The organism is Arthrobacter sp. SAFR-044 (assembly GCF_051965175.1).
Classification (GTDB): domain Bacteria; phylum Actinomycetota; class Actinomycetes; order Actinomycetales; family Micrococcaceae; genus Arthrobacter.
Genome location: NZ_JBQCMK010000004.1, coordinates 1 through 21221 on the forward strand (window position 1 = coordinate 1; position 21221 = coordinate 21221).

23 protein-coding genes, 2 tRNA genes and 1 other RNA gene are annotated in these 21221 nt (G+C 65.5%); 15 read left to right on the forward strand and 11 right to left on the reverse strand.

Going from position 1 to position 21221, the window contains the following annotated elements; genetic code table 11:
* Positions 1-522: 522 nt before the first annotated feature.
* From ACTHQS_RS07330 to ACTHQS_RS07350, 5 genes are all read left to right on the forward strand, one after another.
* The gene (locus ACTHQS_RS07330) at positions 523-942 is read left to right on the forward strand and encodes a DUF3052 domain-containing protein (RefSeq protein ID WP_440167428.1); all 420 of its coding nucleotides are present in this window, start codon (positions 523-525) and stop codon (positions 940-942) included.
* Positions 939-1433, forward strand: coding sequence for a peroxiredoxin (locus ACTHQS_RS07335; protein ID WP_440167430.1), 495 nt, complete (start codon positions 939-941; stop codon positions 1431-1433). The genes ACTHQS_RS07330 and ACTHQS_RS07335 overlap by 4 nt, the downstream gene beginning before the upstream one ends.
* A 6-nt stretch (positions 1434-1439) precedes the next feature.
* On the forward strand, positions 1440-2360 hold the full coding sequence (locus ACTHQS_RS07340) for an NAD-dependent protein deacetylase (RefSeq protein WP_440167432.1): 921 nt from the start codon (positions 1440-1442) through the stop codon (positions 2358-2360).
* Positions 2361-2447: 87 nt separating this feature from the next.
* Positions 2448-2523 (forward strand) — tRNA-Val (locus ACTHQS_RS07345).
* 111 nt (positions 2524-2634) lie between these two features.
* Positions 2635-2946: a hypothetical protein gene (locus tag ACTHQS_RS07350; RefSeq protein ID WP_440167433.1), complete on the forward strand. Its 312-nt coding sequence runs from the start codon at positions 2635-2637 to the stop codon at positions 2944-2946.
* Between the two features lie 141 nt (positions 2947-3087).
* Here the strand turns inward: ACTHQS_RS07350 and ACTHQS_RS07355 are convergent, their stop codons facing one another.
* Entirely contained in the window at positions 3088-3813 is a 726-nt protein-coding gene (locus ACTHQS_RS07355; RefSeq protein ID WP_440167434.1) for a FadR/GntR family transcriptional regulator, read from the reverse strand.
* A 199-nt stretch (positions 3814-4012) separates the two neighbouring features.
* Here ACTHQS_RS07355 and gndA point away from each other — a divergent pair, with 199 nt between their 5' ends.
* Positions 4013-5449 carry an NADP-dependent phosphogluconate dehydrogenase gene (gene gndA, locus ACTHQS_RS07360; protein ID WP_440167436.1) on the forward strand — a complete coding sequence of 479 codons (1437 nt, stop codon included), beginning with the start codon at positions 4013-4015 and terminating at the stop codon, positions 5447-5449.
* Between the two features lie 81 nt (positions 5450-5530).
* Here the strand turns inward: gndA and epsC are convergent, their stop codons facing one another.
* From epsC to msrA, 3 genes are all read right to left on the reverse strand, one after another.
* Positions 5531-6115 (reverse strand): serine O-acetyltransferase EpsC, encoded by a 585-nt coding sequence (epsC, locus tag ACTHQS_RS07365; protein WP_159631761.1) that lies wholly within the window; start codon positions 6113-6115, stop codon positions 5531-5533.
* Positions 6116-6154: 39 nt separating this feature from the next.
* Positions 6155-7090, reverse strand: coding sequence for a cysteine synthase A (cysK, locus tag ACTHQS_RS07370; RefSeq protein ID WP_188572526.1), 936 nt, complete (start codon positions 7088-7090; stop codon positions 6155-6157).
* Between the two features lie 65 nt (positions 7091-7155).
* Positions 7156-7680 (reverse strand): peptide-methionine (S)-S-oxide reductase MsrA, encoded by a 525-nt coding sequence (msrA, locus tag ACTHQS_RS07375; protein ID WP_440167438.1) that lies wholly within the window; start codon positions 7678-7680, stop codon positions 7156-7158.
* 100 nt (positions 7681-7780) lie between these two features.
* Here msrA and ACTHQS_RS07380 point away from each other — a divergent pair, with 100 nt between their 5' ends.
* On the forward strand, positions 7781-8704 hold the full coding sequence (locus ACTHQS_RS07380; protein ID WP_440167440.1) for a Nif3-like dinuclear metal center hexameric protein: 924 nt from the start codon (positions 7781-7783) through the stop codon (positions 8702-8704).
* A gap of 61 nt (positions 8705-8765) precedes the next feature.
* Entirely contained in the window at positions 8766-9503 is a 738-nt protein-coding gene (locus tag ACTHQS_RS07385; protein ID WP_440167442.1) for a zinc ribbon domain-containing protein, read from the forward strand.
* A 27-nt stretch (positions 9504-9530) separates the two neighbouring features.
* On the opposite strand, the gene ACTHQS_RS07390 is transcribed toward ACTHQS_RS07385, so the two are convergent.
* On the reverse strand, positions 9531-10295 hold the full coding sequence (locus ACTHQS_RS07390) for a YaaA family protein (RefSeq protein WP_440167444.1): 765 nt from the start codon (positions 10293-10295) through the stop codon (positions 9531-9533).
* A 58-nt stretch (positions 10296-10353) separates the two neighbouring features.
* On the opposite strand from ACTHQS_RS07390, the gene rnpB reads away from it, so the two are divergent.
* The 5 genes from rnpB (at position 10354) to ACTHQS_RS07415 (ending at position 14275) form a co-directional block, all read left to right on the forward strand.
* An RNA gene (gene rnpB / locus ACTHQS_RS07395) (RNase P RNA component class A) lies at positions 10354-10741 on the forward strand.
* Between the two features lie 44 nt (positions 10742-10785).
* Positions 10786-11319, forward strand: a complete 534-nt coding sequence (locus ACTHQS_RS07400) for a TspO/MBR family protein (RefSeq protein WP_440167446.1) — start codon at positions 10786-10788, stop codon at positions 11317-11319.
* Between the two features lie 271 nt (positions 11320-11590).
* Positions 11591-13069, forward strand: coding sequence for a glyceraldehyde-3-phosphate dehydrogenase (locus ACTHQS_RS07405; protein ID WP_440167448.1), 1479 nt, complete (start codon positions 11591-11593; stop codon positions 13067-13069).
* Positions 13070-13144: 75 nt separating this feature from the next.
* On the forward strand, positions 13145-13354 hold the full coding sequence (locus tag ACTHQS_RS07410; protein ID WP_440167450.1) for a hypothetical protein: 210 nt from the start codon (positions 13145-13147) through the stop codon (positions 13352-13354).
* A 123-nt stretch (positions 13355-13477) separates the two neighbouring features.
* A complete protein-coding gene (locus ACTHQS_RS07415) occupies positions 13478-14275 on the forward strand; it encodes an HNH endonuclease family protein (RefSeq protein ID WP_440167452.1) in 798 nt (265 codons plus the stop codon).
* 30 nt (positions 14276-14305) lie between these two features.
* Here the strand turns inward: ACTHQS_RS07415 and def are convergent, their stop codons facing one another.
* The 3 genes from def to orn all read right to left on the reverse strand — a co-directional run bounded on the left by def (position 14306) and on the right by orn (position 15840).
* A complete protein-coding gene (gene def, locus ACTHQS_RS07420; protein WP_440167454.1) occupies positions 14306-14878 on the reverse strand; it encodes a peptide deformylase in 573 nt (190 codons plus the stop codon).
* A gap of 130 nt (positions 14879-15008) precedes the next feature.
* Positions 15009-15081: transfer RNA gene (locus ACTHQS_RS07425), tRNA-His, on the reverse strand.
* 129 nt (positions 15082-15210) lie between these two features.
* The gene (gene orn / locus ACTHQS_RS07430) at positions 15211-15840 is read right to left on the reverse strand and encodes an oligoribonuclease (RefSeq protein WP_440167455.1); all 630 of its coding nucleotides are present in this window, start codon (positions 15838-15840) and stop codon (positions 15211-15213) included.
* 156 nt (positions 15841-15996) lie between these two features.
* On the opposite strand from orn, the gene mptB reads away from it, so the two are divergent.
* Positions 15997-17553, forward strand: coding sequence for a polyprenol phosphomannose-dependent alpha 1,6 mannosyltransferase MptB (mptB, locus tag ACTHQS_RS07435; protein ID WP_440167456.1), 1557 nt, complete (start codon positions 15997-15999; stop codon positions 17551-17553).
* A gap of 6 nt (positions 17554-17559) precedes the next feature.
* Here mptB and ACTHQS_RS07440 read toward each other — a convergent pair whose 3' ends face one another.
* Entirely contained in the window at positions 17560-18267 is a 708-nt protein-coding gene (locus ACTHQS_RS07440; RefSeq protein WP_440167457.1) for a DNA alkylation repair protein, read from the reverse strand.
* Positions 18268-18346: 79 nt separating this feature from the next.
* Between ACTHQS_RS07440 and ACTHQS_RS07445 the strand changes: the two genes are divergently transcribed.
* Positions 18347-19249, forward strand: coding sequence for an aldose 1-epimerase family protein (locus tag ACTHQS_RS07445; RefSeq protein ID WP_440167459.1), 903 nt, complete (start codon positions 18347-18349; stop codon positions 19247-19249).
* A 12-nt stretch (positions 19250-19261) separates the two neighbouring features.
* Here ACTHQS_RS07445 and ACTHQS_RS07450 read toward each other — a convergent pair whose 3' ends face one another.
* Positions 19262-20029 (reverse strand): alpha/beta hydrolase, encoded by a 768-nt coding sequence (locus ACTHQS_RS07450; RefSeq protein WP_440167461.1) that lies wholly within the window; start codon positions 20027-20029, stop codon positions 19262-19264.
* Positions 20029-21132 carry a LacI family DNA-binding transcriptional regulator gene (locus tag ACTHQS_RS07455; RefSeq protein WP_440167463.1) on the reverse strand — a complete coding sequence of 368 codons (1104 nt, stop codon included), beginning with the start codon at positions 21130-21132 and terminating at the stop codon, positions 20029-20031. The genes ACTHQS_RS07450 and ACTHQS_RS07455 overlap by 1 nt, the downstream gene beginning before the upstream one ends.
* Positions 21133-21221 lie beyond the last annotated feature (89 nt).

Genomic DNA, 21221 nt, shown 5'->3' on the forward strand with positions numbered 1-21221 from the left:
GACTCAACCCACTCGGCAGTCTCTTCCGGATCACGATCAGGCAGCTGGTTAGTCAACCCGCTGAGGATATGGGAGGTCTCTTCTCCTGCAGCCACGTCCAACCTCTCTTTGCGCGCATGAATCGGCGCACTCAGGCCAGGCAGGGTGACTGCCCGGCGTATATACGCCGTGTGCGACGTATCGGTTACAACAGCCCGGTCATGTGTGCCGGGCAGCTTCCTAGCGCTCCTGTGTCTGCACGGAGTCACATGGTTGTCGTCCGGCAGGCATAGTTGTCATCAGCCACTCTAGCCCTGACGGCAACACGATGCGTAGCTGCAGCCCGGGTGCTGCAGTTGTATTTCGTTCGTCATACTGGTTGTGTGACGAAAAGCCCCTGCGACGGGGGTGCCGCAGCCGGATGTGACGCAGAATATGCGCAGCTCAGGGGGCGGCAGCTTGAAGCGCAGGCACAAAGGGTGTTGGCTTGGGAGTAATGGAAATCACTATGCGCACCGCATATATGAGGTATTGGAGGAACACGTGAGCGAGGCCGACGCCGCCACTTCGGTAAATGTGGCGGAAAAATTGGGTTTCAAAAATGGGGATCTGATTCAGGAGTTCGGTTACGACGACGACGTCGATTTCGACTTGCGTGACGATATTGAGGACCTCACCGGTGCCGAATTGCTGGACGAGGACGACCATGAGGTAGCGGACGCAGTCATCCTCTGGTGGCGTGACGGCGATGGGGATCTGGTGGACAGCCTGATGGATTCGCTCACCACCCTGAGCGAAAACGGCGTTGTCTGGGTGCTTACCCCCAAGTCAGGCCGGGACGGCTACGTTTCGCCGGCGGAGATCCAGGAAGCTGCTCCCACGGCCGGTCTGCATGTCACCACCTCAGCCGGTGTCTCAAAGGACTGGAGCGCGGTCCGCCTGGTCAGCAGGAAGAACAAGTGACGGCAGCGGTTGAGGCCAACGCCGCAGCCGTTCCTTCAATAGGCGCTGCAGCCCCCGATTTTGAGCTGGCCAACCAATACGGCGAGCCCGTGAGGCTGTCCTCTTTCCGGGGACAAAATGTGGCGCTGGTCTTTTACCCCTTTGCGTTCTCCGGTATCTGCACCGGTGAATTATGCGAAATCCGGGACAATCTGGGCCTGTTCGAGGATTCAAATGCGGTGGTCCTGGGCGTGTCCGTGGACAGCAAGTTCAGCCTCCGCGCCTACGCGGCGCAGGAAGGCTACGCCTTCGACCTCCTGGCAGACTTCTGGCCGCATGGCGCCGTGGCGGATGCCTACGGCGTGTTCGACGCCGACAGTGGCATGGCAAAGCGGGCCACGTTCATCATCGATGGTGACGGCAGGATCCGCTACAGCGTGGTCAACCCCCGCGGCCAGGCACGCGACTTCAGCGAATACCGTGCTGCCCTGGCGGATCTGAAGCAGGCCTGAGGAAGCATGGCTGGGCAGCGGCGGGGGACAGGCCTGACCGGCTTTGCCAGTATGCCGCCGGTGGCCCCCGCTCCGCCGTCAGGCAGTGACCTCGAGGTTCTGGCCCGGATCCGCGACCTTCTCGCCGGCGCCCCCTTCGCCCTGCTGACGGGCGCCGGGCTGAGTACCGACTCCGGCATTCCGGATTACCGTGGTCCGGAGTCGCCGCCCCGCTCGCCCATGACCTACCAGGAGTTCGTCCGGGACCCAGCCAACCGGCAGCGGTACTGGGCCAGGAACCACATCGGCTGGTCCCACATGCGGCACGCAGATCCGAACCAGGGCCACTATTCCGCCGCTGAACTGGAGCGGCGAGGCTACCTCACCGGCCTGATTACCCAGAACGTTGACCGCCTGCACCAGGACGCCGGCAGCAGCAACGTGGTGGATCTGCACGGCAGGTATGACCAGGTGGTATGCCTGGACTGCCGGCGTACCTACTCCAGGCACCTGCTGGCAGGTGTCTTCGAAGAGCTCAACCCGGGCTTCCTTGAACGGGCAGCGGCCGGCGGACTGGTGGAAATGGCCCCGGACGCCGACGCCACCGTAGAGGACCAGGCCCTCATCACCAGCTTCGTGGTGGCCATCTGCCCTGCCTGCGGCGGCACGCTGAAGCCGGACTTCGTCTACTTTGGGGAAAACGTACCCAAGGACCGGGTGGAACGCTCGTACGCAATGGTTGACGGGGCTGCGGCCCTGGTTGTGGCCGGTTCGTCGCTGACGGTCATGAGCGGCCTTCGGTTCGTGAGGCACGCTGCCAAGGAATCCAAGCCGGTAGTCATCATCAACCGGGGCACTACCCGCGGCGATGACAAGGCAACCATCAAGCTTGAATCCGGTGTCAGTGAGGCACTGGATTACCTCGCCGCGGAACTTCCTGCCCTGTAGGGTTCCATGGATTCGCGTTTCCGGCCCCCCGTCGGGTAGAGTCTATGTTCGTTGGTTACGGCGGAACGGCCGGAAACCGCGTGATTTGGGTCTTTAGCTCAGCTGGTAGAGCGCCACGTTTACACCGTGGATGTCATCGGTTCGATCCCGGTAGGACCCACCAGGAAAAACCCCGGTTCACCGCCTTATGGCGGTGAACCGGGGTTTTTTGCTGTGCCGCTCACTCTGCCGCTCGCTGGGCCTGATTGTCGGTGCCTTGCCATAGCTTGCAGGAATGGAACAGATCATAGTGCACACAAACAGCGATGGAATGCCGACGGCGTTGCTCAGCCAGGGCAGGGAATGGGCCGTGGGTGCCGAGCCCGTGAGGTGGTTCGAGCGCATCAACTGGTGGGAAACCAGCCGCCGGATGCCCAAGGGCAGCAGCGGTGTGGACGTCGAAGTCCTGCAGGTGCAGGTCAGGCTGGGAAACAACGGCAGGTCGGCCCTGACCACCATGTACCTCCAGCGGGACGGACTGGGCGGCGGCTGGCAGTTGAGGGAACAAGTGGCCGGTGCTGCCTGGGAGGCCTGGCCCGGTGCGTAGGTCCGGGCATTGGAAAACCCTCCACCGCGACTATTGGGGGATGCCGCGGTGGAGGGCCTGGAATGAATATACCGTGAACTCCCGGAAACAAAAAGTCACGTGTCATGAAAGATTCACGGGCTCCCCGGCTCCGGCTGATGCTTACTGCCGAACCGGGATAAACACCCGCGGCTGTTCCGTCCAGGTATCGGCCATTTGCGACATGGTGCGCCGCATGATCCGGTCCGAAGCTTCACGCGCAGACACGGCGTCACCCCGGGCGATCGCCTCCGCCACATCCTCATGCCACTGCAGGGCAGCCTGATGGGGGTGGTCGGGCATCAGGCCGTGGACGGTGCGGCCTGTCAGGGTTTCCGCAACCTGGCCCATGAGGTTGGCAAACATCTCGTTTCCGGAACCTGAGAGCAGCAGGGAATGGAAACGGATGTCCAGCTCCAGGAAGCGGGTCACCTCGCCGTTGTTGCCGGCCTCCCGCATGGCCCGGGCTACGTCCACGAGCTCCATCCGCAGCGCCGCCGGAGCGTTCTGCGCGGCCAGCTCGGCAGCCGCAGGCTCCACGGCCGCGCGCAGCTCGGCAAGGGAGCGCAGCTGGGCGCCCCGTGCATTACTTGCCAGCCGCCACCGGATCACCTGGGGATCGAAAGGATTCCAGCGGCTGGCGGGCAGCACCCGGATCCCTACCCGCTTGGTGGTTTCCACCAGGCCCAGGGACTGCAGGACCCGGACCGCTTCCCGGATCACCGAACGGGATACTTTCAGCTCATCCTCCAACTGCTCCGCGAGCATCACGTGGCCCGCAGGGAGTTCCCCCGAGATGATCCGGGTGCCCAGATTGTCGATGGCACGGTGGTGGAGGCTGCTGGTCATGCTGCTAAGCCTAGTTGTTGGCAACCACGTGGCTGGCAGCAGGCCTGGACCGGAACCGACACAAACAGTCCCATTCCGTGGCTGCCACTTTCGCGTCACACCAAGAATATATATGCTTTATTCCGACCCCCTGATCTGCCCCGGTGACTTCCGTCCGCGGAAGCCGGCAGCCGAGGCGAACAATGAATTGGAGTTATTGATGTCTGCACACATCGGTGTCACCGGCCTCGCCGTCATGGGCGCCAACCTTGCCCGCAACCTGGCCCGCAACGGGTTCACGGTTGCACTGCACAACAGGTCCGTGGAGAAGACGGACGCACTGCTGGAAAAGCACGGCTCGGAGGGTCACTTCATCCGGACCGAAAGCCTGCAGGAACTGGTTGACTCCCTGGAGAAGCCGCGCCGCGTCCTCATCATGGTCAAGGCCGGCAAGCCCGTGGACTCGGTCATCGAGCAGCTGGAGCCGCTGCTGGAACCGGGCGACATCATCATCGACGCCGGAAACTCCCACTACGAGGACACCCGCCGCCGGGAGGCCGCGCTGGCCAAGAAGGACCTGCACTTCGTGGGCGTCGGTGTCTCCGGCGGCGAGGAAGGTGCCCTGAACGGCCCGTCCATCATGCCCGGCGGTTCCAAGGAGTCCTACAAGGCCCTCGGCCCGCTGCTCGAAAAGATCTCAGCGAAGGTCGACGGCGAGCCCTGCTGCGCGTGGATCGGCACCGACGGTGCGGGGCACTTCGTCAAGATGGTCCACAACGGCATCGAATACGCCGACATGCAGGTCATCGGCGAGGCCTTCGACCTGCTCCGCTCCGGCGCCGGCATCGAGCCCGCCGAGCAGGCAAAAATCTTCTCCGAGTGGAACAAGGGTGACCTGTCGTCGTTCCTGATCGAGATCTCCGCCGAGGTCCTGGGCCACGTTGACGCCAAAACCGGCAAGCCGTTCGTCGACGTCGTCGTTGACGCAGCAGGCCAGAAGGGCACAGGCCGCTGGACCGTCATCTCCGCCCTGGAACTGGGATCGCCGGTATCCGGCATCGCCGAGTCTGTCTTTGCCCGTGCCCTCTCCTCCCAGGCCGCACAGCGCAAGCTGGGCCAGGAGCTGCTGGCCGGCAACGAGGCCACGGTGGAAATCCCGGAGACGTTCGTCGAGGACGTCCGCCAGGCGCTCTACGCCTCCAAGCTTGTCTCCTACGCCCAGGGCCTGGACATGCTCACCTCCGCAGCCAAGGAATACGGCTGGGACCTGAAGCTGGACGAAATCGCGTCCCTGTGGCGGGCGGGCTGCATCATCCGCGCAGAGCTTCTCAAGGACATCACCAAGGCCTACGCCGCCGACGAGAAGCCGGCAAACCTGCTCTTCGCGCCGGCGTTCACCAAGGCCATTGCAGACGCCCTGCCGGCCTGGCGCCGCGTTGTTGCCACCGCTGTCCAGCTCGGCATCCCCGTGCCGGTGTTCTCGTCATCGCTGGCATACTACGACGGCCTCCGCCGCAAGCGCGTGGCCGCCGCCCTGATCCAGGGCCAGCGCGACCTGTTCGGCGCCCACACCTATGGCCGGATCGACACCGAAGGAACCTTCCACACCCTCTGGGGCGAGGACAAGTCCGAGGTTGAAGCGGTGGACACGCACTAGCACCTGCCGCCGCATGACAAAGGCGGGCAGGACTCCGGTAAACCGGGGACCTGCCCGCCTTTTGTTGTTCCTGCTAAACCATCAGATCCGGTACTCGATGTCGTATTCTGCCGGGTCCACCGCGGGCTTCGTTTCCCGCTGTGCATCACGGTGCCGCCACTTGGCGGGAACCCCGGTGATGATGGACTCCGGCGGCGCATCCTTGACCACCACGGCGTTGGCACCCACGGCGCTGTCCCGGCCGATGGTGATGGGCCCCAGGATCTTTGCGCCCGCACCGATGGTCACCCGGTCGCCGATGGTGGGGTGCCGCTTGATCCTGGCCAAGGAACGGCCCCCCAGCGTCACGCCGTGATAGATCATCACGTCCTCGCCGATCTCGGCCGTCTCGCCGATGACCACGCCCATGCCGTGGTCAATGAAGAAGCGGCGGCCAATGGTGGCGCCTGGATGAATCTCGATGCCGGTCCAGGACCTGCCCAGCTGCGACAGGAGCCGGGCCGGGAACCGCAGCTCCGGCTTCTGCCACATGCGGTGGGTCAGCCGGTGGATCCAGATGGCATGCAGGCCGGAATAGGCGAAAAAGTTCTCAAAAGAACCTCGAGCCGCCGGGTCATGGGAGCGGGCGGCGTCGAGGTCTTCCTTTAGTCTTGCGAAAAAGCCCACAAAGTTCTTTCTACAGGAAACGGGCGGACGGCGGACTGATCAGCCGCGGATGTCGTCATAGAGGACGGTGGAGATGTAACGCTCACCGAAGTCGCACACGACGGCCACGATCAGCTTGCCTGCGTTTTCCGGACGCTTGGCCAGCTCCAGGGCGCCCCAGACGATGGCGCCCGACGAGATGCCGCCAAGGATGCCCTCCTTGATGCCGAGTTCACGGGCCACGCGGACCGAATCCTCGAGGGTGGCGTCCAGGACCTCGTCATAGACATTGGTGTCCAGCAGTTCCGGGATGAAGTTGGCGCCCAGGCCCTGGATCTTGTGCGGGCCGGGGGCGCCGCCGTTCAGGATGGCGGAGTCCTTGGGCTCCACGGCGACGATCTGCACGCCCGGCTTGCGCTCCTTCAGGACCTGTCCGACGCCGGTGATGGTTCCCCCGGTGCCGATGCCTGCCACGAAGATGTCCACGGCGCCGTCAGTGTCGGCCCAGACCTCCTCGGCAGTGGTCTTGCGGTGGATCTCCGGGTTGGCTTCGTTGGCGAACTGCTGTGCCCAGATGGAGTTCTCGGTGTTGGCCACGATTTCCTGGGCCTTCTCCACTGCGCCGCGCATACCCTCGGATCCCGGGGTAAGCACAATCTCGGCACCGAAGGCGCGCAGCATGACCCGGCGTTCGGTGGACATGGTCTCCGGCATGGTGAGGATGACCTTGTAGCCGCGGGCCGCACCCACCATGGCCAGGGCAATTCCAGTGTTGCCGGAGGTGCCTTCGACGATGGTGCCGCCGGGCTTCAAGGCACCCGACTTTTCAGCGGCATCGATGATGGCCACACCGATACGGTCCTTGACGCTGTTGGCCGGGTTGTAGAACTCCAGCTTCACGGCAACGGTGGCGTCCAGCCCCTCGCTGAGCCGGTTCAACCGAACCAGCGGGGTCCCGCCGACCAGCTGCGTTACATCGTCATAGATCCGTGCCATGTAAATACGCCTATCTCTAAGGGGTGAATACTGAGGTCAGCCTAACGAGGCCGCGTAACGGTGGGCTAAGCGTTAAGCCATGCAGAGTAATATTTCCGTGCCTTGGCCAGCTTGGGGTTGATGATCACCTGGCAGTACCCCTGCTCCGGATGCTTGGCGTAGTAATCCTGGTGGAATTCCTCCGCCACATGGAACCGCGGCAGCCGGCTGACCTCGGTGACGATGGGATGCGTCCACAGCGCCTGGTTGCGGTCGATTGCTTCTTCGAACAGTATTTTCTCCTCGTCGGTTTCATAGAACATCGAGGAGCGGTACTGGGTGCCCACGTCGTATCCCTGCCGGTTCAGCGTGGTGGGATCGTGCAGGGCGAAGAACATGTCCAGGACAACCTCCGCCGGGATGATGTCCTCATCAAAGGTCACCGCCACAACTTCGGCGTGGCCCGTGGTTCCACTGCAGACCGAGTAGTAGTCCGGGTGGGGATCGTGCCCGCCGGTGTAGCCGGACACCACGGAGGTGACGCCCCTGGTCTTCTGGTAGACGGCGTCAAGGCACCAGAAGCAGCCTCCGCCAAGAACAAAAGTTTTCATGACCTCTTCAATGGTTGACGGCGCCGGAAGATTCCCCGGCAGCCCGCCGCGGTGCCGCAGAACAGCGGAGGCGGGAAGCCGATGGGGTAAAACTAAGACTATGGAACCTGTGGACACCGACGTTACCGGCCAGGCAGATCACGACGGCGGAGCCTCCTCCGACACGCCAGCTCCGGCCGGTTCCGGGGACGCCCCCACACTGGCCGAACTGCTGCTTGCGGTTGAGGAGCTGTGGCCGGAATCCTTGGCGGAGAACTGGGATGAGGTAGGGCTCGTGGCAGGCCACCCTTCCGCTCCCGTCACAAAGGTGATGTTTGCGGTCGATCCCACGCTGGAGGTCATCGAGGAAGCGGTTGAGTGGGGAGCGGAGCTGCTCATCACCCACCATCCCCTGCTGTTGAAGGGCGTCACGTCGGTGGCTGCCACGTCGGCCAAGGGCCGGGCGGTGCACCGGCTTATTGAGTCGGGGACGGCACTGCTGACCGTGCACACCAACGGGGACTCCGCCGTCGGAGGGGTCTCCGATGTCCTGGCTGACGCCCTGGGACTCCAGGACGTCGCCCCCCTGACCGTGGCGGCCAACGGGCTGCCGGAGGAAGGCATTGGGCGCGTGGGTGACCTCGCAGATGCCATGAGCCTTGGTGACTTCGCTGCGCGCGTCTTCGGAATCCTTCCGTCCGTAGCCGGGGGCGTGCGTGTTTCCGGCGACAAAGACGGCCTGGTGCGGCGCATCGCGGTCTGCGGCGGCGCGGGGGATTCGCTGTTCAACGAGGTGCGGGCCAGCAATGCCGACGTCTACGTCACCGCCGACCTTCGGCACCACCCGGCGTCGGAAGCGCGCGAGGCCGCCCTGAACGGTAGGCCCTACCTGGTGGACGTTTCGCACTTTGCCAGCGAATGGCTCTGGCTGCCTGCCGCAGCCGCGGCCCTGGGCAACGTCCTGGCCGACCAGGGCCACGACGTGGAGATCCTGGTGAGCACCACCAACAGCGACCCTTGGGACTTCATCCTCACTCCGGGCTAGAGTCTAGGAAGCGCCGGTTCGGTGCCCGGCCCCGGCCGGAAGGGATTTAGCGGAGGTAGATGTGGCCAAGGCAGCACCGGCGGAACAGTTGAAGTTGCTCGAACTGCAGGGCCTTGACGCCCGGTTGAAAGGCCTCGCCAACCGCCGCCGCACGCTGGAGAACGATCCCCGCATCAAGGACCTCGAGGCCGCCCTGTCCGTTGCCAACGGTGAACTCGGCGCAGCCAAGGTGGCCGTGCACGACGCCGAGGCCGCGCTGAAGCGCGCAGAGGCCGATGTCGAACAGGTCGCCGCACGCATCGAACGCGACGAAGCCAGGCTCAACAGCGGCACCGGCCTGTCCAAGGACCTGGTGGCGCTGCAAAAAGACATCGCGTCGTTGAACAAGCGGCGCTCCGACCTTGAAGACGTGGAACTGGAAGTCATGGAGCGGCTGGACTCGCTGCGGGAGCGGCAGGCGGCCCAGCAGCAGATTGTCGATGACATCCAGGGGTCCTTTGGAACCATCAGGGCCGAACTTGATGCTGCCCTGGCCGAAGTGGAAACGGAAGCGGCAGGGCTTCGTGGCCAGCGCACCGAATTTGCCCAAGGCCTGGAGGCGGGCCTGGTGGCGGTCTACGAAAAGACGTTGGCCAAGCGCGGAGTCGGTGCCGCCCGGCTCTTCCACGGGACGTCCGAAGCCTCCGGCATGAAGCTCAGCCCCGGTGACCTCGCCGAGATCAAGGCAGCTGCGGCTGACGACGTCGTTTTCTGCCCGGACTCCGGCGCCATCCTGGTCCGCTCGGACGAGTGGTCCTAAGCAGCCGGCATGCATCCTGCCGGGCGGTCAGCCCGGCAGGATGATGTTCAGGGCGTGCGGTTTGCGGGCGGTCCCCGGCACCAGCTCGGCCTGCCACTTTTCGCGGGCAGCCTTCAAAAGGTCCGACGCCGCGGCGGGGGCTTTCCCGCGGCGAACCAGCAGGTGCCGCGCCAGTTCGCCGCGGGTGTGCTTGGCGAAATGGCTCACCACTTTCCGCACTCCGCCGCTCTCGGTGAAGACATTCACCGAGACGGTCTGTTCCGGCGGCGGTGCCCAGGCCGCCGCATACGTGCTGGACCGGCAATCCACCACGAGGTGCCCCTGGGCTGCGGCGCCCAGGGTGTCGCCAAGCTGCGCCTTCCAGAAGGGAGCCAGCCGGCCGACGTCGGGCAGTGCCGTAGCCATGGAGAGCCGGTAGGCGGGGACGCTGTCGCCGAAGCGAATGGCACCCCACAGGGCTGACACCACCAGCACCGATTCATCGGCCTTGCGCCGCTGGGCCGGCGTCAGGCTCCGGTATCCCAGCGCGTCATACAGGACGCCTGAGTAGATGCTGTGCGCCGGTGCCGCGGGCTCGGCGTGCAGGCGCGTATTGCGTTCGACGTCGTCGCGCAGTGACGCCCCGACGCCCAGCAGGGCGAGGGCATCCTGATGTGCGCTGACCGTTCCCAACGCCTCAAGGACCTTGGCCCGGTACGGGTTGAGCTCCGGGAAGCCCAGGGCGGACCAGTCGACGGCGGGGCCGCGGAGCGCGGGTGTCTTGCCTTCGGAAGGGGGAAGCAGAATCAGCACCGTCCGATCCTACCGGCGGCAAAAGGGGTGCGTTGGCGCCGGTAGACTGGGACCCGGATGGGACAGCCAGACGGCCGCGCGCCACGCAAGTGGCTCGAGGAACGTCCGGGCTCCGCAGGGCAGGGTGGTGGGTAACGCCCACTCGGGGTGACCCGCAGGCCAGTGCCACAGAAAACAGACCGCCTGCATTTCCGGCCACGGCCGGGAAGGGCAGGTAAGGGTGAAACGGTGGTGTAAGAGACCACCAGCTTCCCGGGTGACCGGGAAGGCTAGGTAAACCCCACCCGGAGCAAGGCCAGACAGGACACGTTCGAGGGCTGCCCGCCCGAGTGTCCGGGTAGGCCGCTGGAGGGTGCCGGCAACGGTACTCGTAGATGGATGGCCGTCGCTCCCTTTCCGGTAACGGCAGGGGAGAACAGAACCCGGCGTATCGGCTGTCCCATCCTTAAACCGCCTTTGACCACACCCTATGCGTCGGGGATCCTGAATCGTGCCCGTTATTCCTGAAACCCGTCCCGCACCCGCAGGGGGCATTCCCGGCATCCGTTCACAGGTTATTGCCCTTGCCGGTTTCCTGGCTCTGTCCGCCCTGGCCTGGGTACTCGCCTCGGTTCCCATCATCCTTAACTCCAACGGCTGGTACGCGGGCTCACTGAAAGCGCCGTGGATGCCGCCGTCGTGGATGTTCCGCACCACCTGGATGGTGCTGTACGCGGGCGTGGCGGCGGCCGCCTGGCTGGTCTGGCGCAAAGGGCGCCTGTCCGGGGCTACCCTGGCCGGCTATGTGGTGCAACTGCTGCTCAACACAGCATGGCCGGCAACCTTCTTCGCCATGTATCCCATGCTTGGAGTGGTGGCCCTGTGGGTTGCCTTCGCGGTCATCTGTGCGCTCACCGCAACCCTGGCGTTCCTGATCCTGCGGTTCGGCCCGGTGGACGCCGCCGCCGGGTACCTGGTGCTGCCGTATTTTTCCTGGCTGGTGTTCTCCGCCAGCCTGAACCTCTACTCCGCTATCCACAACTGAGGGCAGCAGCCGCAGCAGCTTCGCGGCCTCCCGGGCCATGTGAGTGATTTCACGCAGCGCGGGCGTGCTCCCTGCAGCGCGCCAAATTAGAATGGATCCCGGACGCAGGAGTTCTACCGCCGAAAGTTGCGCCCGCAGCCGGCGGTTTTTCTTTGCACGCGATCCAGGTGCCTGGGGGCCATCCCTGCAGGCGCCGGTGCCCCTGGACATCATCAGGTGGCCTACATCCGTGTACGACGACGTACACGGCTGAACCGAGGAAGGTATTTCTGTGAGCCAGACGTCTGATTCTTGTCTTGATACGTGGATGGGCCGGGAGGCCCTCGCCGAGGCCATGATCCCGGTGATCGGCAGGCTGTACCGCGAAAACAACGTGGTGACCAGCATCCACGGCCGGAGCCTGATCAACAAGTCCACCATGAACATCCTCAAGGCGCACCGCTTCGCGCGCCGGATGAGCAAGGACGAACTGCTCCTGGAGGACACGGCGCCCCTGCTGAACACGCTGGCCGGACTTGAGCTTGGCGCCGCCGCGATCGACATCGCCCGCCTGAACCAGAAGTTCAAGGAAGAAGGCAACGGCGCCACCCTGGAGGAATTCCTCCGCGAAGAGCTCGCCGAGATCGTCGGAAAGCGCGGCGGCGACGACCGCACCAGCACCGACGTCGTCCTCTACGGCTTTGGCCGCATCGGCCGGCTCCTGGCCCGCCTCCTCATCGAAAAGGCAGGCGGCGGCCACGGCCTGCGCCTGCGTGCCATCGTGGTCCGACGGGGCTCCGACAACGACCTCTCCAAGCGCGCCAGCCTGCTGCGCCGCGACTCGGTCCACGGGTCCTTCGAGGGCACCATCCGCATCGACGAGGCCGCCAACACCATCACGGCCAACGGCGTCCAGATCCAGGTCATCTACTCGAACGACCCCGCCACCATCGACTACACCGCCTACGGCATCAACAACGCCCTGGTGGTGGACAACACCGGCCGCTGGCGCGACGCCGAAGGCCTGTCCCAGCACCTGCAGAGCAAGGGCGTCGCCCGCGTCCTGCTGACCGCACCGGGCAAGGGTGAGCTGAAGAACATCGTCCACGGCATCAACCACCGGGACATCACCGACACGGACAAGATCGTCTCCGCGGCGTCCTGCACGACGAACGCCATCACCCCGGTCCTGAAGGCCATCAACGACAAGTTCGGCGTGGTCCACGGCCACGTCGAAACCGTCCACTCCTTCACCAACGACCAGAACCTGATCGACAACTTCCACAAGGGCGACCGCCGCGGCCGCTCCGCTGCACTGAACATGGTCATCACTGAAACCGGTGCCGCCAAAGCAGTGGCAAAGGCCCTGCCCGAACTCCTGGGCAAGCTCACCGGCAGCTCCATCCGCGTCCCCACCCCGGACGTATCCCTGGCCATCCTGAACCTCACCCTTGAAAACGGCACCACCAAGGACGAGGTCAACAACTACCTGCGCGAAATGTCGCTGCACTCCGACCTGCGCAAGCAGATCGACTACATCGACTCGCCCGAGGTCGTCTCCACGGACTTCGTGGGCTCCCGCCGCGCCGGCATCGTGGACGGACTGGCCACCGTGTCCACCGACAAGAACCTGGTGCTCTACGTCTGGTACGACAACGAGTTCGGCTACAGCTGCCAGGTGGTCCGCGTCATGGAAGAGATGGCAGGCGTGAACCCGCCGTCGTTCCCCGCCAAGGAAAGCGCGGCCGCCCTGGCCGCGATCGCCGTCTAGCCAAATCCGCCGGCATCCTGCGAATTCCCGGCTGATTCTCTGGAATCAGCCGGGAAACGGGACCACACTGGTGGCATGGACAACGAATCGACACTTCAGCACGAAACCACCCTCGAGCACGCACTGGACGTGGCCAAAGCCAACCATAAGGAAGCCGTGCGGCTGCTGGAACGCGCCCGTGCCGCCCAGAAAACCGGCGACGTCACCGATGAGCGGGTGCGCCAGCTCGAGAACCTGCTGGCCATCGCGGAAGAAGACCTGAGAAGGGTCACCAGGGAACAGTAACCCGCCGGCCGCACGGCCTTGTGACCCATCACTCGTCCCCAACAGTGTGGATATCAGCGGCCGGGCGTGCCCTTTGTCCTAGGCTCTTGGGGTGCCTGACTTTCGCCTCCCGGCGCCCGCCCCGTGACCATCAGCTGGTCCGCCTACCGCCGCGCACGCCGCCGTTCGCGGCAGGCCTGGGCGCTTCTTGCCGCCGCCGCCGTATCCATCATTGCCGCGCTGTTCTGGTTCTTCACCGCTGGCCAGTTCGCGGCCGGCGGACCCGCGGGGGACGGGCCAACGGAAGCTCCGGTCTTCGACGCCGCCTGGATGAAACCGGTCCAGGAGCCCAATCCGGTGCCGGGCGGCAGTGCCCTCGCGGCCCTGGACGGCCTGGCCGTGAAGGGCAGGGCGCCCAACACCGATTACAGCCGGGAAGCCTTCGGCCAGGCATGGCTCGATGTTGACCGGAACGGCTGCGACACCCGCAATGACATACTTCGCAGGGACCTCGCTGATGTTGTCTTCTCCGAGGGATCGTCCTGCAAGGTAACGGCCGGGCACTTCCGGGAACCGTATACAGGCCAGGACGTCGATTTCCGGCGCGGTTCCGACAGCAGCCGTGCGGTCCAGATCGACCATGTGGTGGCACTGGGTGATGCCTGGCAAAAGGGCGCCCAGCGGTTGGGTCCGAAGGAACGCCAGAGCCTGGCAAACGATCCCCTGAACCTTATCGCCGCGGACGGCGCCGCCAACCAGCAAAAAAGCGCGGGGGACGCCGCCACCTGGCTGCCGAAAAACACGGCGATCCGCTGCCACTATGTGGCCCGGCAGATTTCCGTGAAGGCTGCGTACGGGCTCTGGGTGACGGACGCCGAAAAGGACGCCATGAAGCGCGTCCTTGCCTCCTGCCCCCAGCAGCAGACCGTCACCGCAGGCTGAACGGCATCCGCCAGGCAGGGGCCAGTGGCGTCAGTGGCCGAACGGATCCGGGTCAACGCCGGGCATCCACGTCAGCCCCGGCACGCCCCAACCGTTCTTTTTGGCCTGCTTCATGGCCTTGCGGGAATACCGGTCCATCAGCCGGTTGACGTAGAGCTTGCCGTCCAGGTGGTCATACTCGTGCTGGATGACCCTGGCAAACCAGCCCGTCGCCTCGAATTTGACCGGTTCCCCGAACTCGTCGAAACCTTCCACCCGGGCCCATTCGGCCCGCTTGAGCGGATACTGTTCGCCCGGGAAGGACAGGCAGCCCTCTTCCTCCTCGTCCGGGTCAGGCGCAGCACCGGAGACCTTGGACAGGGTCAGGACGGGATTCACCAGGACGCCGGCTGGGGGAGCGCCGTCGTCGTTGGCGTACTTGTAGACGAAGATCCGCTTGCCGACGCCGACCTGCGGGGCGGCGAGCCCTACCCCGTTGGCGGCGTCGTTGGTTTCGAACATGTCGGCAATCAGGGTGCGCAGTTCGTCGTCGAAGACCTCCACCTCGCTGGCCCGGCGGTGCAGGACGGGCTCGCCCCAGATGGTGATCGGCAGAACAGTCATATCAGTAGTCCTTCGGCTTCGCGGTGTCCCCGGCTGCAATGCACGTACCCGGCAGGGCACGAAAAAGGAGGCCGCACCGGATATCCGGTGCGGCCTCCTTTGTTGACGGCTGAATGTGCCGCCCCGTGAGGGTGAGCGACGGGGGTTGAACCCGCGACCTCCTGGACCACAACCAGGCGCTCTGCCAACTGAGCTACGCCCACCATGTGCCTCAAGGGAAATCCACCGGAGCGGCTCCCTGGAAACGCAACTCAAATAGCTTACCTGCTCGGAAGGGGTGCTTTGTCCACTTTCTGCGATTTGAAGCAAAATTTCATCAAACGTGGCGCAGATTACTCTTCGGACTGTCCCGCGGCGTCCGCGCTGGTGATGCCCTTGGCGATCTTCTGGGCGGTGGCACTGTCCGGTCCGGGTGCTGGGACGAACACTGCCTCGCGGTAGTACCGGAGTTCATCGATGGAATCCTTGATGTCTCCCAGTGCACGGTGGCCGCCCTTTTTCGCCGGCGACTGGAAGTACGCCCGGGCGTACCAGCGGCGCGACAGCTCTTTGATGGTGCTGACGTCGATGACCCGGTAGTGCAGGTGCTCCACCACGGCAGGCATATCGCGGGAGAGGAACACCCGGTCGGTTCCCACCGAGTTGCCGCCCAGCGGCGCTTTGCGCGGATCGGGAACCCAGGTGGAGATGTATTCCATGACCGCGGCCTCTGCTTCTGCCATCGTCCTGCCGTGCGGCAGTTCCGCCAGCAGCCCCGACTTGGTGTGCATGTCACGGACGAAGTCGGACATCTGGGCCACCGCGGCGTCGTCGGGTTTGATGACGACGTCGACGCCGTCGCCCAGGATGTTGAGCTCTGAATCAGTGACCAGTGCCGCCACCTCGATCAGGGCGTCGTTTTTGATGTCCAAGCCGGTCATTTCGCAGTCGATCCAGACGATTCGTTCGTTAGATATAGGCACCGGACCAGCCTACCGTTACACGTCCGTGAGCCCTGCCGATGCTAGGATTTCGGGTACGCGGCGGGTCGCCCTTCCGCCTTTTAATCGTGTCCCGGCCGGCCTGCGCGGGCCCCTGGGTGAACCGCGGAAAACGCATGAAGATTGGACAATCCTGAGATGACGGCGCCTGTGCCCGCAACGGGGGAGATGGCGGCCGCCGGCAGTGCCGGAGCGGGCAGTGCCGAGGTGGACAATCCGCGCTCACCCCTGCTTGCCGGCTTCCTGGGCTCCATGTTCATGATGATTGGCTCCATCGGTGTGGGCTGGCTGGCCCCTGTCTCGGAGCTGCGCCGGATGCCCGTCTTCATCTGGATGCGCACCGAGGCCCCCGGAGTGGCGCTGTCCATCGTCCTGGTGGCAGTGGGAGGCATGCTGCTGGTGCGTGCCTGGCTGCGGCTTGGCCAGAAAGTGCGCGTGTGGGGCGAAGAAGCCCGGCGGGCAACCCTGTCCGCAGTGGTGGCATGGGGACTTCCCATGATGTTCAGCGTGCCGTTGTTCAGCCGCGACGTGTATGCGTACATCGGGCAGGGGCGCCTGATGGTGGAGGGCTTCAACCCATACGAAAACGGCATTTCCGCCCTGTCCAACTACTTCCAGCTGGGCGCCGACAAGATGTGGACCGAGGCCCCGGTTCCGTACGGCCAGCTGTTCCTGTGGATCGAGCAGTTCGTGGTCTGGGCCACCAACGTCCAACCGGAGGCATGTGTCATGCTCTTCCGGCTGGTGGCGCTGGCCGGAGTGGTCCTCTGCGTCATCTACGTGCCCCGGCTCGCCGAACTGCACGGCGTGAATCCCCACCGGGCCCTCTGGCTGACCGTGGCCAACCCGCTCTTCCTGACAAACTTCATCGCCAGCGTCCACAACGACTCCCTGATGATCGGGCTTGCCTTGGCCGGGCTGTACTACTCCGCGACACGGCGCCAGGTCCGCGGCATCGTGCTGGTGACCCTGTCCATCGCGGTGAAGCCCATCACCATCCTCTTCCTGCCGTTCATCGGACTCCTGTGGGCAGGCAGGAATGCAGGCTGGCTCCGGAAAGTGGCGTATTGGGCGCTGACAGCGGGCCTGAGCCTGGTGCTGCTGACCGCAATGAGCATGGTCAACGGGTTCGGCTTCGGCTGGATCAACGGGCTATCGGCACCGGGCAGCATTTCCATCTGGTACGCCCCGGTGGGCCTGACTGGCATGGTGGTGGGGTCCCTGGCCAACGCCTTCGGCCTCGACGGATCGGTCCCGGCAGGCTGGGTGTTCGACGCCGGGAAGCTGCTTGCCGTGGGCATCGCCGGTTGGCAGATCCTGAGGGGTGACTATGACCGCCTTATGCGCCGCCTGACGCTCGCCCTGGCCGCCGTGGTCCTGCTGGCCCCCATCATCCAGGCCTGGTACGTCGTCTGGCTCATACCGCTCTTTGCCGTGACGGGCATCAGGAACGACTGGCAGGTCAAGGCACTGTACTTCGTGGTGTCCTTCTTCATGATCTACGCCATTTCGGACCAGTTGGACGTTTTCCCGTACCTCCAGACCCAGGACCTCGGCTTCGCCCTCGCCCTGGCCCGCGTTGCCGCGGCGCTGACCGCCCTGCTCTTTGCCCTGTACCTGATCTTCTGGGACCCCGGCACCCGCAGGCTGTTCCGCAAAACGCACCAGCCCGTCGTCGAACGTCCCGTGATCTAGCGGCCGCTATTGCCGTGCGGCCCCGCCGCCGATCCTGCGCAGGGCCTCCCTGCGGGACAGCGGACTCATGGCGTCCCGGTGCCGGGCGGCGAACGCCTCCACCCACTGCGGCGCGGTCTTGGCATACTCGCGCAGCGCCCAGCCGATCGCCTTGCGGATGAAGAACTCCCGGTCCGCAAGGTTCGGCTCGATGACGGCGCCGAGCAGCTGCGTGTCGGTGGCCGCCTTGGCGCGCAGCTGCGCTGTGATGGCGGCCCTGCGGATCCAAAGGTCCGGGTCCTGGCTCCACTGCCGGAGGAGCCTGGACATTTCCCCTGGGTGCGCCTGCAGCAATGTGCAAATCCGGCCGGATACGCCATCGGCAAAGTCCCACCACGCGCCTGTCCGGATGATTTCCTCGTAAGCGGGAATCATGTCCAGGTCCGCGGCCACCAGCCGGTCCGCCGTCAGGTCGATCGCAGCGTACTTTTCCTCGCGGAACGTGGAGGTGCGCCACAGGTCCAGGACCGTGGCGCGCAGCTGCGCCGCGGACTGCGGCGGATACGTCCGCGCCGCCTGCGCCACGACCCGCCGCACCCCGGGCACCCGTACGCCCAGCGATGGGAGCGCCGACTTCATGTAGGCCTGCGCTTCCGCGGCGCGTGCAGGGTCGGCGATCTCCCGGAGCGCACCCCTGATGGAGGCAATAAGGTCCTGGTCGGCGGCCGTGTCCATGGGGCAACTTTAGCCAGCTGAAGACTGTATCGGTGGGGTAGGCTGGTGAGCGCTAACACACTACGACGCAGAGGGAACCATGCCAGGAACCGAAGTCCACCTTGCCCACGGACCCTACTCCGCCGTCGTCACCCTTCGGGGCGGGGCGCTCCGCGAGCTGCGCTGCGGGGACAGAGACCTGGTGGTGGGCTTTGGCCCCGACGGCGCTGTGCCCGACTACCGCGGCGTCATCTGCGCGCCCTGGCCCAACCGGCTCGCGGACGGCACCTACTCCTACGGGGGTAGGTCCTATGCCGCCGCCGTCAACGAGCCGGAGCGCGGCGCTGCCCTGCATGGCCTTGCCATCCACAGGACATGGGAAGTCCTGGAAGCAGCCGCGGACCGCGCCGTCCTGGGTTGCCGCATTCCGGCCGGCCCGGAGTACCCCGGGGACCTGGAACTGGCCGTCACCTACACGCTCTCCGGTGACGGGCTCCGTGGGACGGTCCGGGCGGCCAACACCGGCGCCCTTGCCGCGCCTTACGGGGTGTGCCCCCACCCCTACCTGGTGGCAGGGCCGTCCCCGCTGGACGACTGGTCGCTTGAACTTCCGGCCGCCGCCTACCTGGAGGTAACCCCTGACCGGCTTCTGCCCGTGGGCATGCGGCCGGTGGATGGGGATGCCTTCGACTTCCGTTCGCCGCGGCGGCTGGGGCCCGTGAAGATTGACCATGCCTTCACGGACATTGCCCGGGACGGTGCCGGCCTGGCCCGGGTACGGGTACTGGACCCGTCAGGTACAGGGGTGGAACTCGAATGGGGCACTGAGTGGCCCTGGGTCCAGGTGCACACCGGTGACAAGCCCGTCGGCCCGGACCGGCTGGGCCTGGCTGTTGAACCTATGACGTGCCCGCCGGATGCCCTGCATTCGGGCACGGACGTGATCCATCTGCTGCCCGGCAAGTCCCATGAGGCAAGCTGGACCATCCGGGCGCTGGGCTAGGCGGGCGCTCGGCTAGCTGCGGCCGTCCGTGGCGGCCCCGGTGCGTCTGTCCGTCCACCCAGCGCGCTGCAGCCAAGCCTCACACAGTGCGGTCCACTGCCCAGGTCCGGGCTGGTCCGCGGCAAGCCCCAGCCCGTGCCGTCCCGCCGGGAAGACGTGCAGTTCGGCGGGAACGCCGGCGGCAAAGAGCGCCCTGGCATAGTTCAGGCTGTTGCTCACTGGAACGGCGTCGTCGTCGGCCGTATGCCAGAGGAACGCCGGCGGCGTCAGGGGCGTCACGTTCAGCTCCGGCGAGAGCGCCGTCAGAAGGTCCGACGGCGGCGCGTCGCCAAGGAGGTTTACCACGGATCCCTGGTGCGTTTCGTGGGTCAGTGATGCAACCGGGTAGCAAAGCACCGTAAGGTCCGGGACTGCTGTGGGAACGTCAAGGTCCCGGTTTCCCGTGGCAGCTGCCGTGCTGAGGGTGGCCGCCAGGTGGCCGCCGGCGGAGAACCCCAGGACGCCGACGCGCTCCGGGTCCACGGCCAATCCGTGCTCTCCATTCCTGATGTGGAGCATGGCCTCCTTGGCGTCCTCCAAGGGGGCGGGGTGCCGGTCAGGGGCCACCCGATAGCGGAGGACGAAAGCATGGACGCCCAGGGACGCCAGCCATTCGGCAACGGGCTCTGCTTCGTGGTCGGCCTGCCGGGCATATCCTCCGCCCGGCAGGACCAGGATGGCGGGCCGGGCACCGGCAGCTTCCGGACGCGCCGGAACTGCCGTTAGTCCCCGTGGCACCATCAGGCAGCCGCTTCGGTGCTGCGCCGCAACGTGACCTCGCCCGTGATGCCACCGTGTGAAGTGCCTTCCGGTCCGTCGCCGTCCTCGCCGTCCCCGCCGGCCGGCCGCCGTTCCGTAGCCCGCGTGGCCAAACGCCCGATGTCCTCCAGCGGCAGGCGGACGGTGGAAAGGGCCGGCCGGAAGTCGCGGAGGGTTTCAATATCGTCGAAGCCGGCGATGGCTGCGTCACGGGGGATCCGGAGCCCCTCCGACCGCAACGCTGCCGCGGCCCCGATGGCCATCACGTCATTGACGGCGAAGATGCAGAGTTTTGGTGCCGCGGCGTCCCCGCCTTCAGGCTGCCTTGCCCTGATCCGGGCAGCCAGTTCAAGCCCAGCCTCATATCCGCCGGACCGGTTGAACGCGCTGCGGAGCACTTCCGCCCGCCGGCGCCCGGCCCGCTCCAGTCCTTCCTGGAAGCCGCGGACCCGGTCATCGGAGGTCAAAAGACCATCGGGTCCGCCGACAATGACGAACTCCCCATCCCAGCTGCCCGCGAGTTCGGTGGCAAGCCGGCCAGCGAGCTCCTGGTTGGGGACTTTCACCACGTGGTACCCCTCGGGAGCAGTCGCACCCGCCACGGGATGGCCCACTACGGCCACCTGGCCACCGTTACGGCAGTACCGGTCAAGTTCGGCTGCCAGCTCGGCGTTGCCGTCCTTGTCCTCCTCACGGCACGAGCGGGACCCGGCGATCACGATGGAGTCTGCACGCCGGGCCGCGAAGGCGGCCACCGCTTCCTTCTCCTCCGCCGGACCGCCGCCGGTGGTGGCAAGCAGCACCATCTTGCGCTGTTCCCGTGCGGCTTCCTGGACACCGCGGGCGATGGCCGCGAAGTAGGGGTCGGCGATGTCATGGACGATCAGTCCGATGAGGCCGGAACTGGATTTCGCCAGCCCCTGGGCCTGGGCGTTGGGGATGTAGCCGAGGGACTCGGCCGCCTGCCGGACCCGTTCGGCAATGTCCTTGCCGGGCGTGCGGGCGGATCCGTTCAGCACGCGGGAGGCCGTGGCGGGGGAAACGCCGGCAAGGCGGGCCACCTCGGTAAGGGTACTTGCGGCCACTGCATCTCCTGGTCTTGTACGGGCTCGAAGGCTGATCACATTATGTCAGTTCAAACTACTTCCGGAAAGCGCTTGCCAAGTGTCACCGC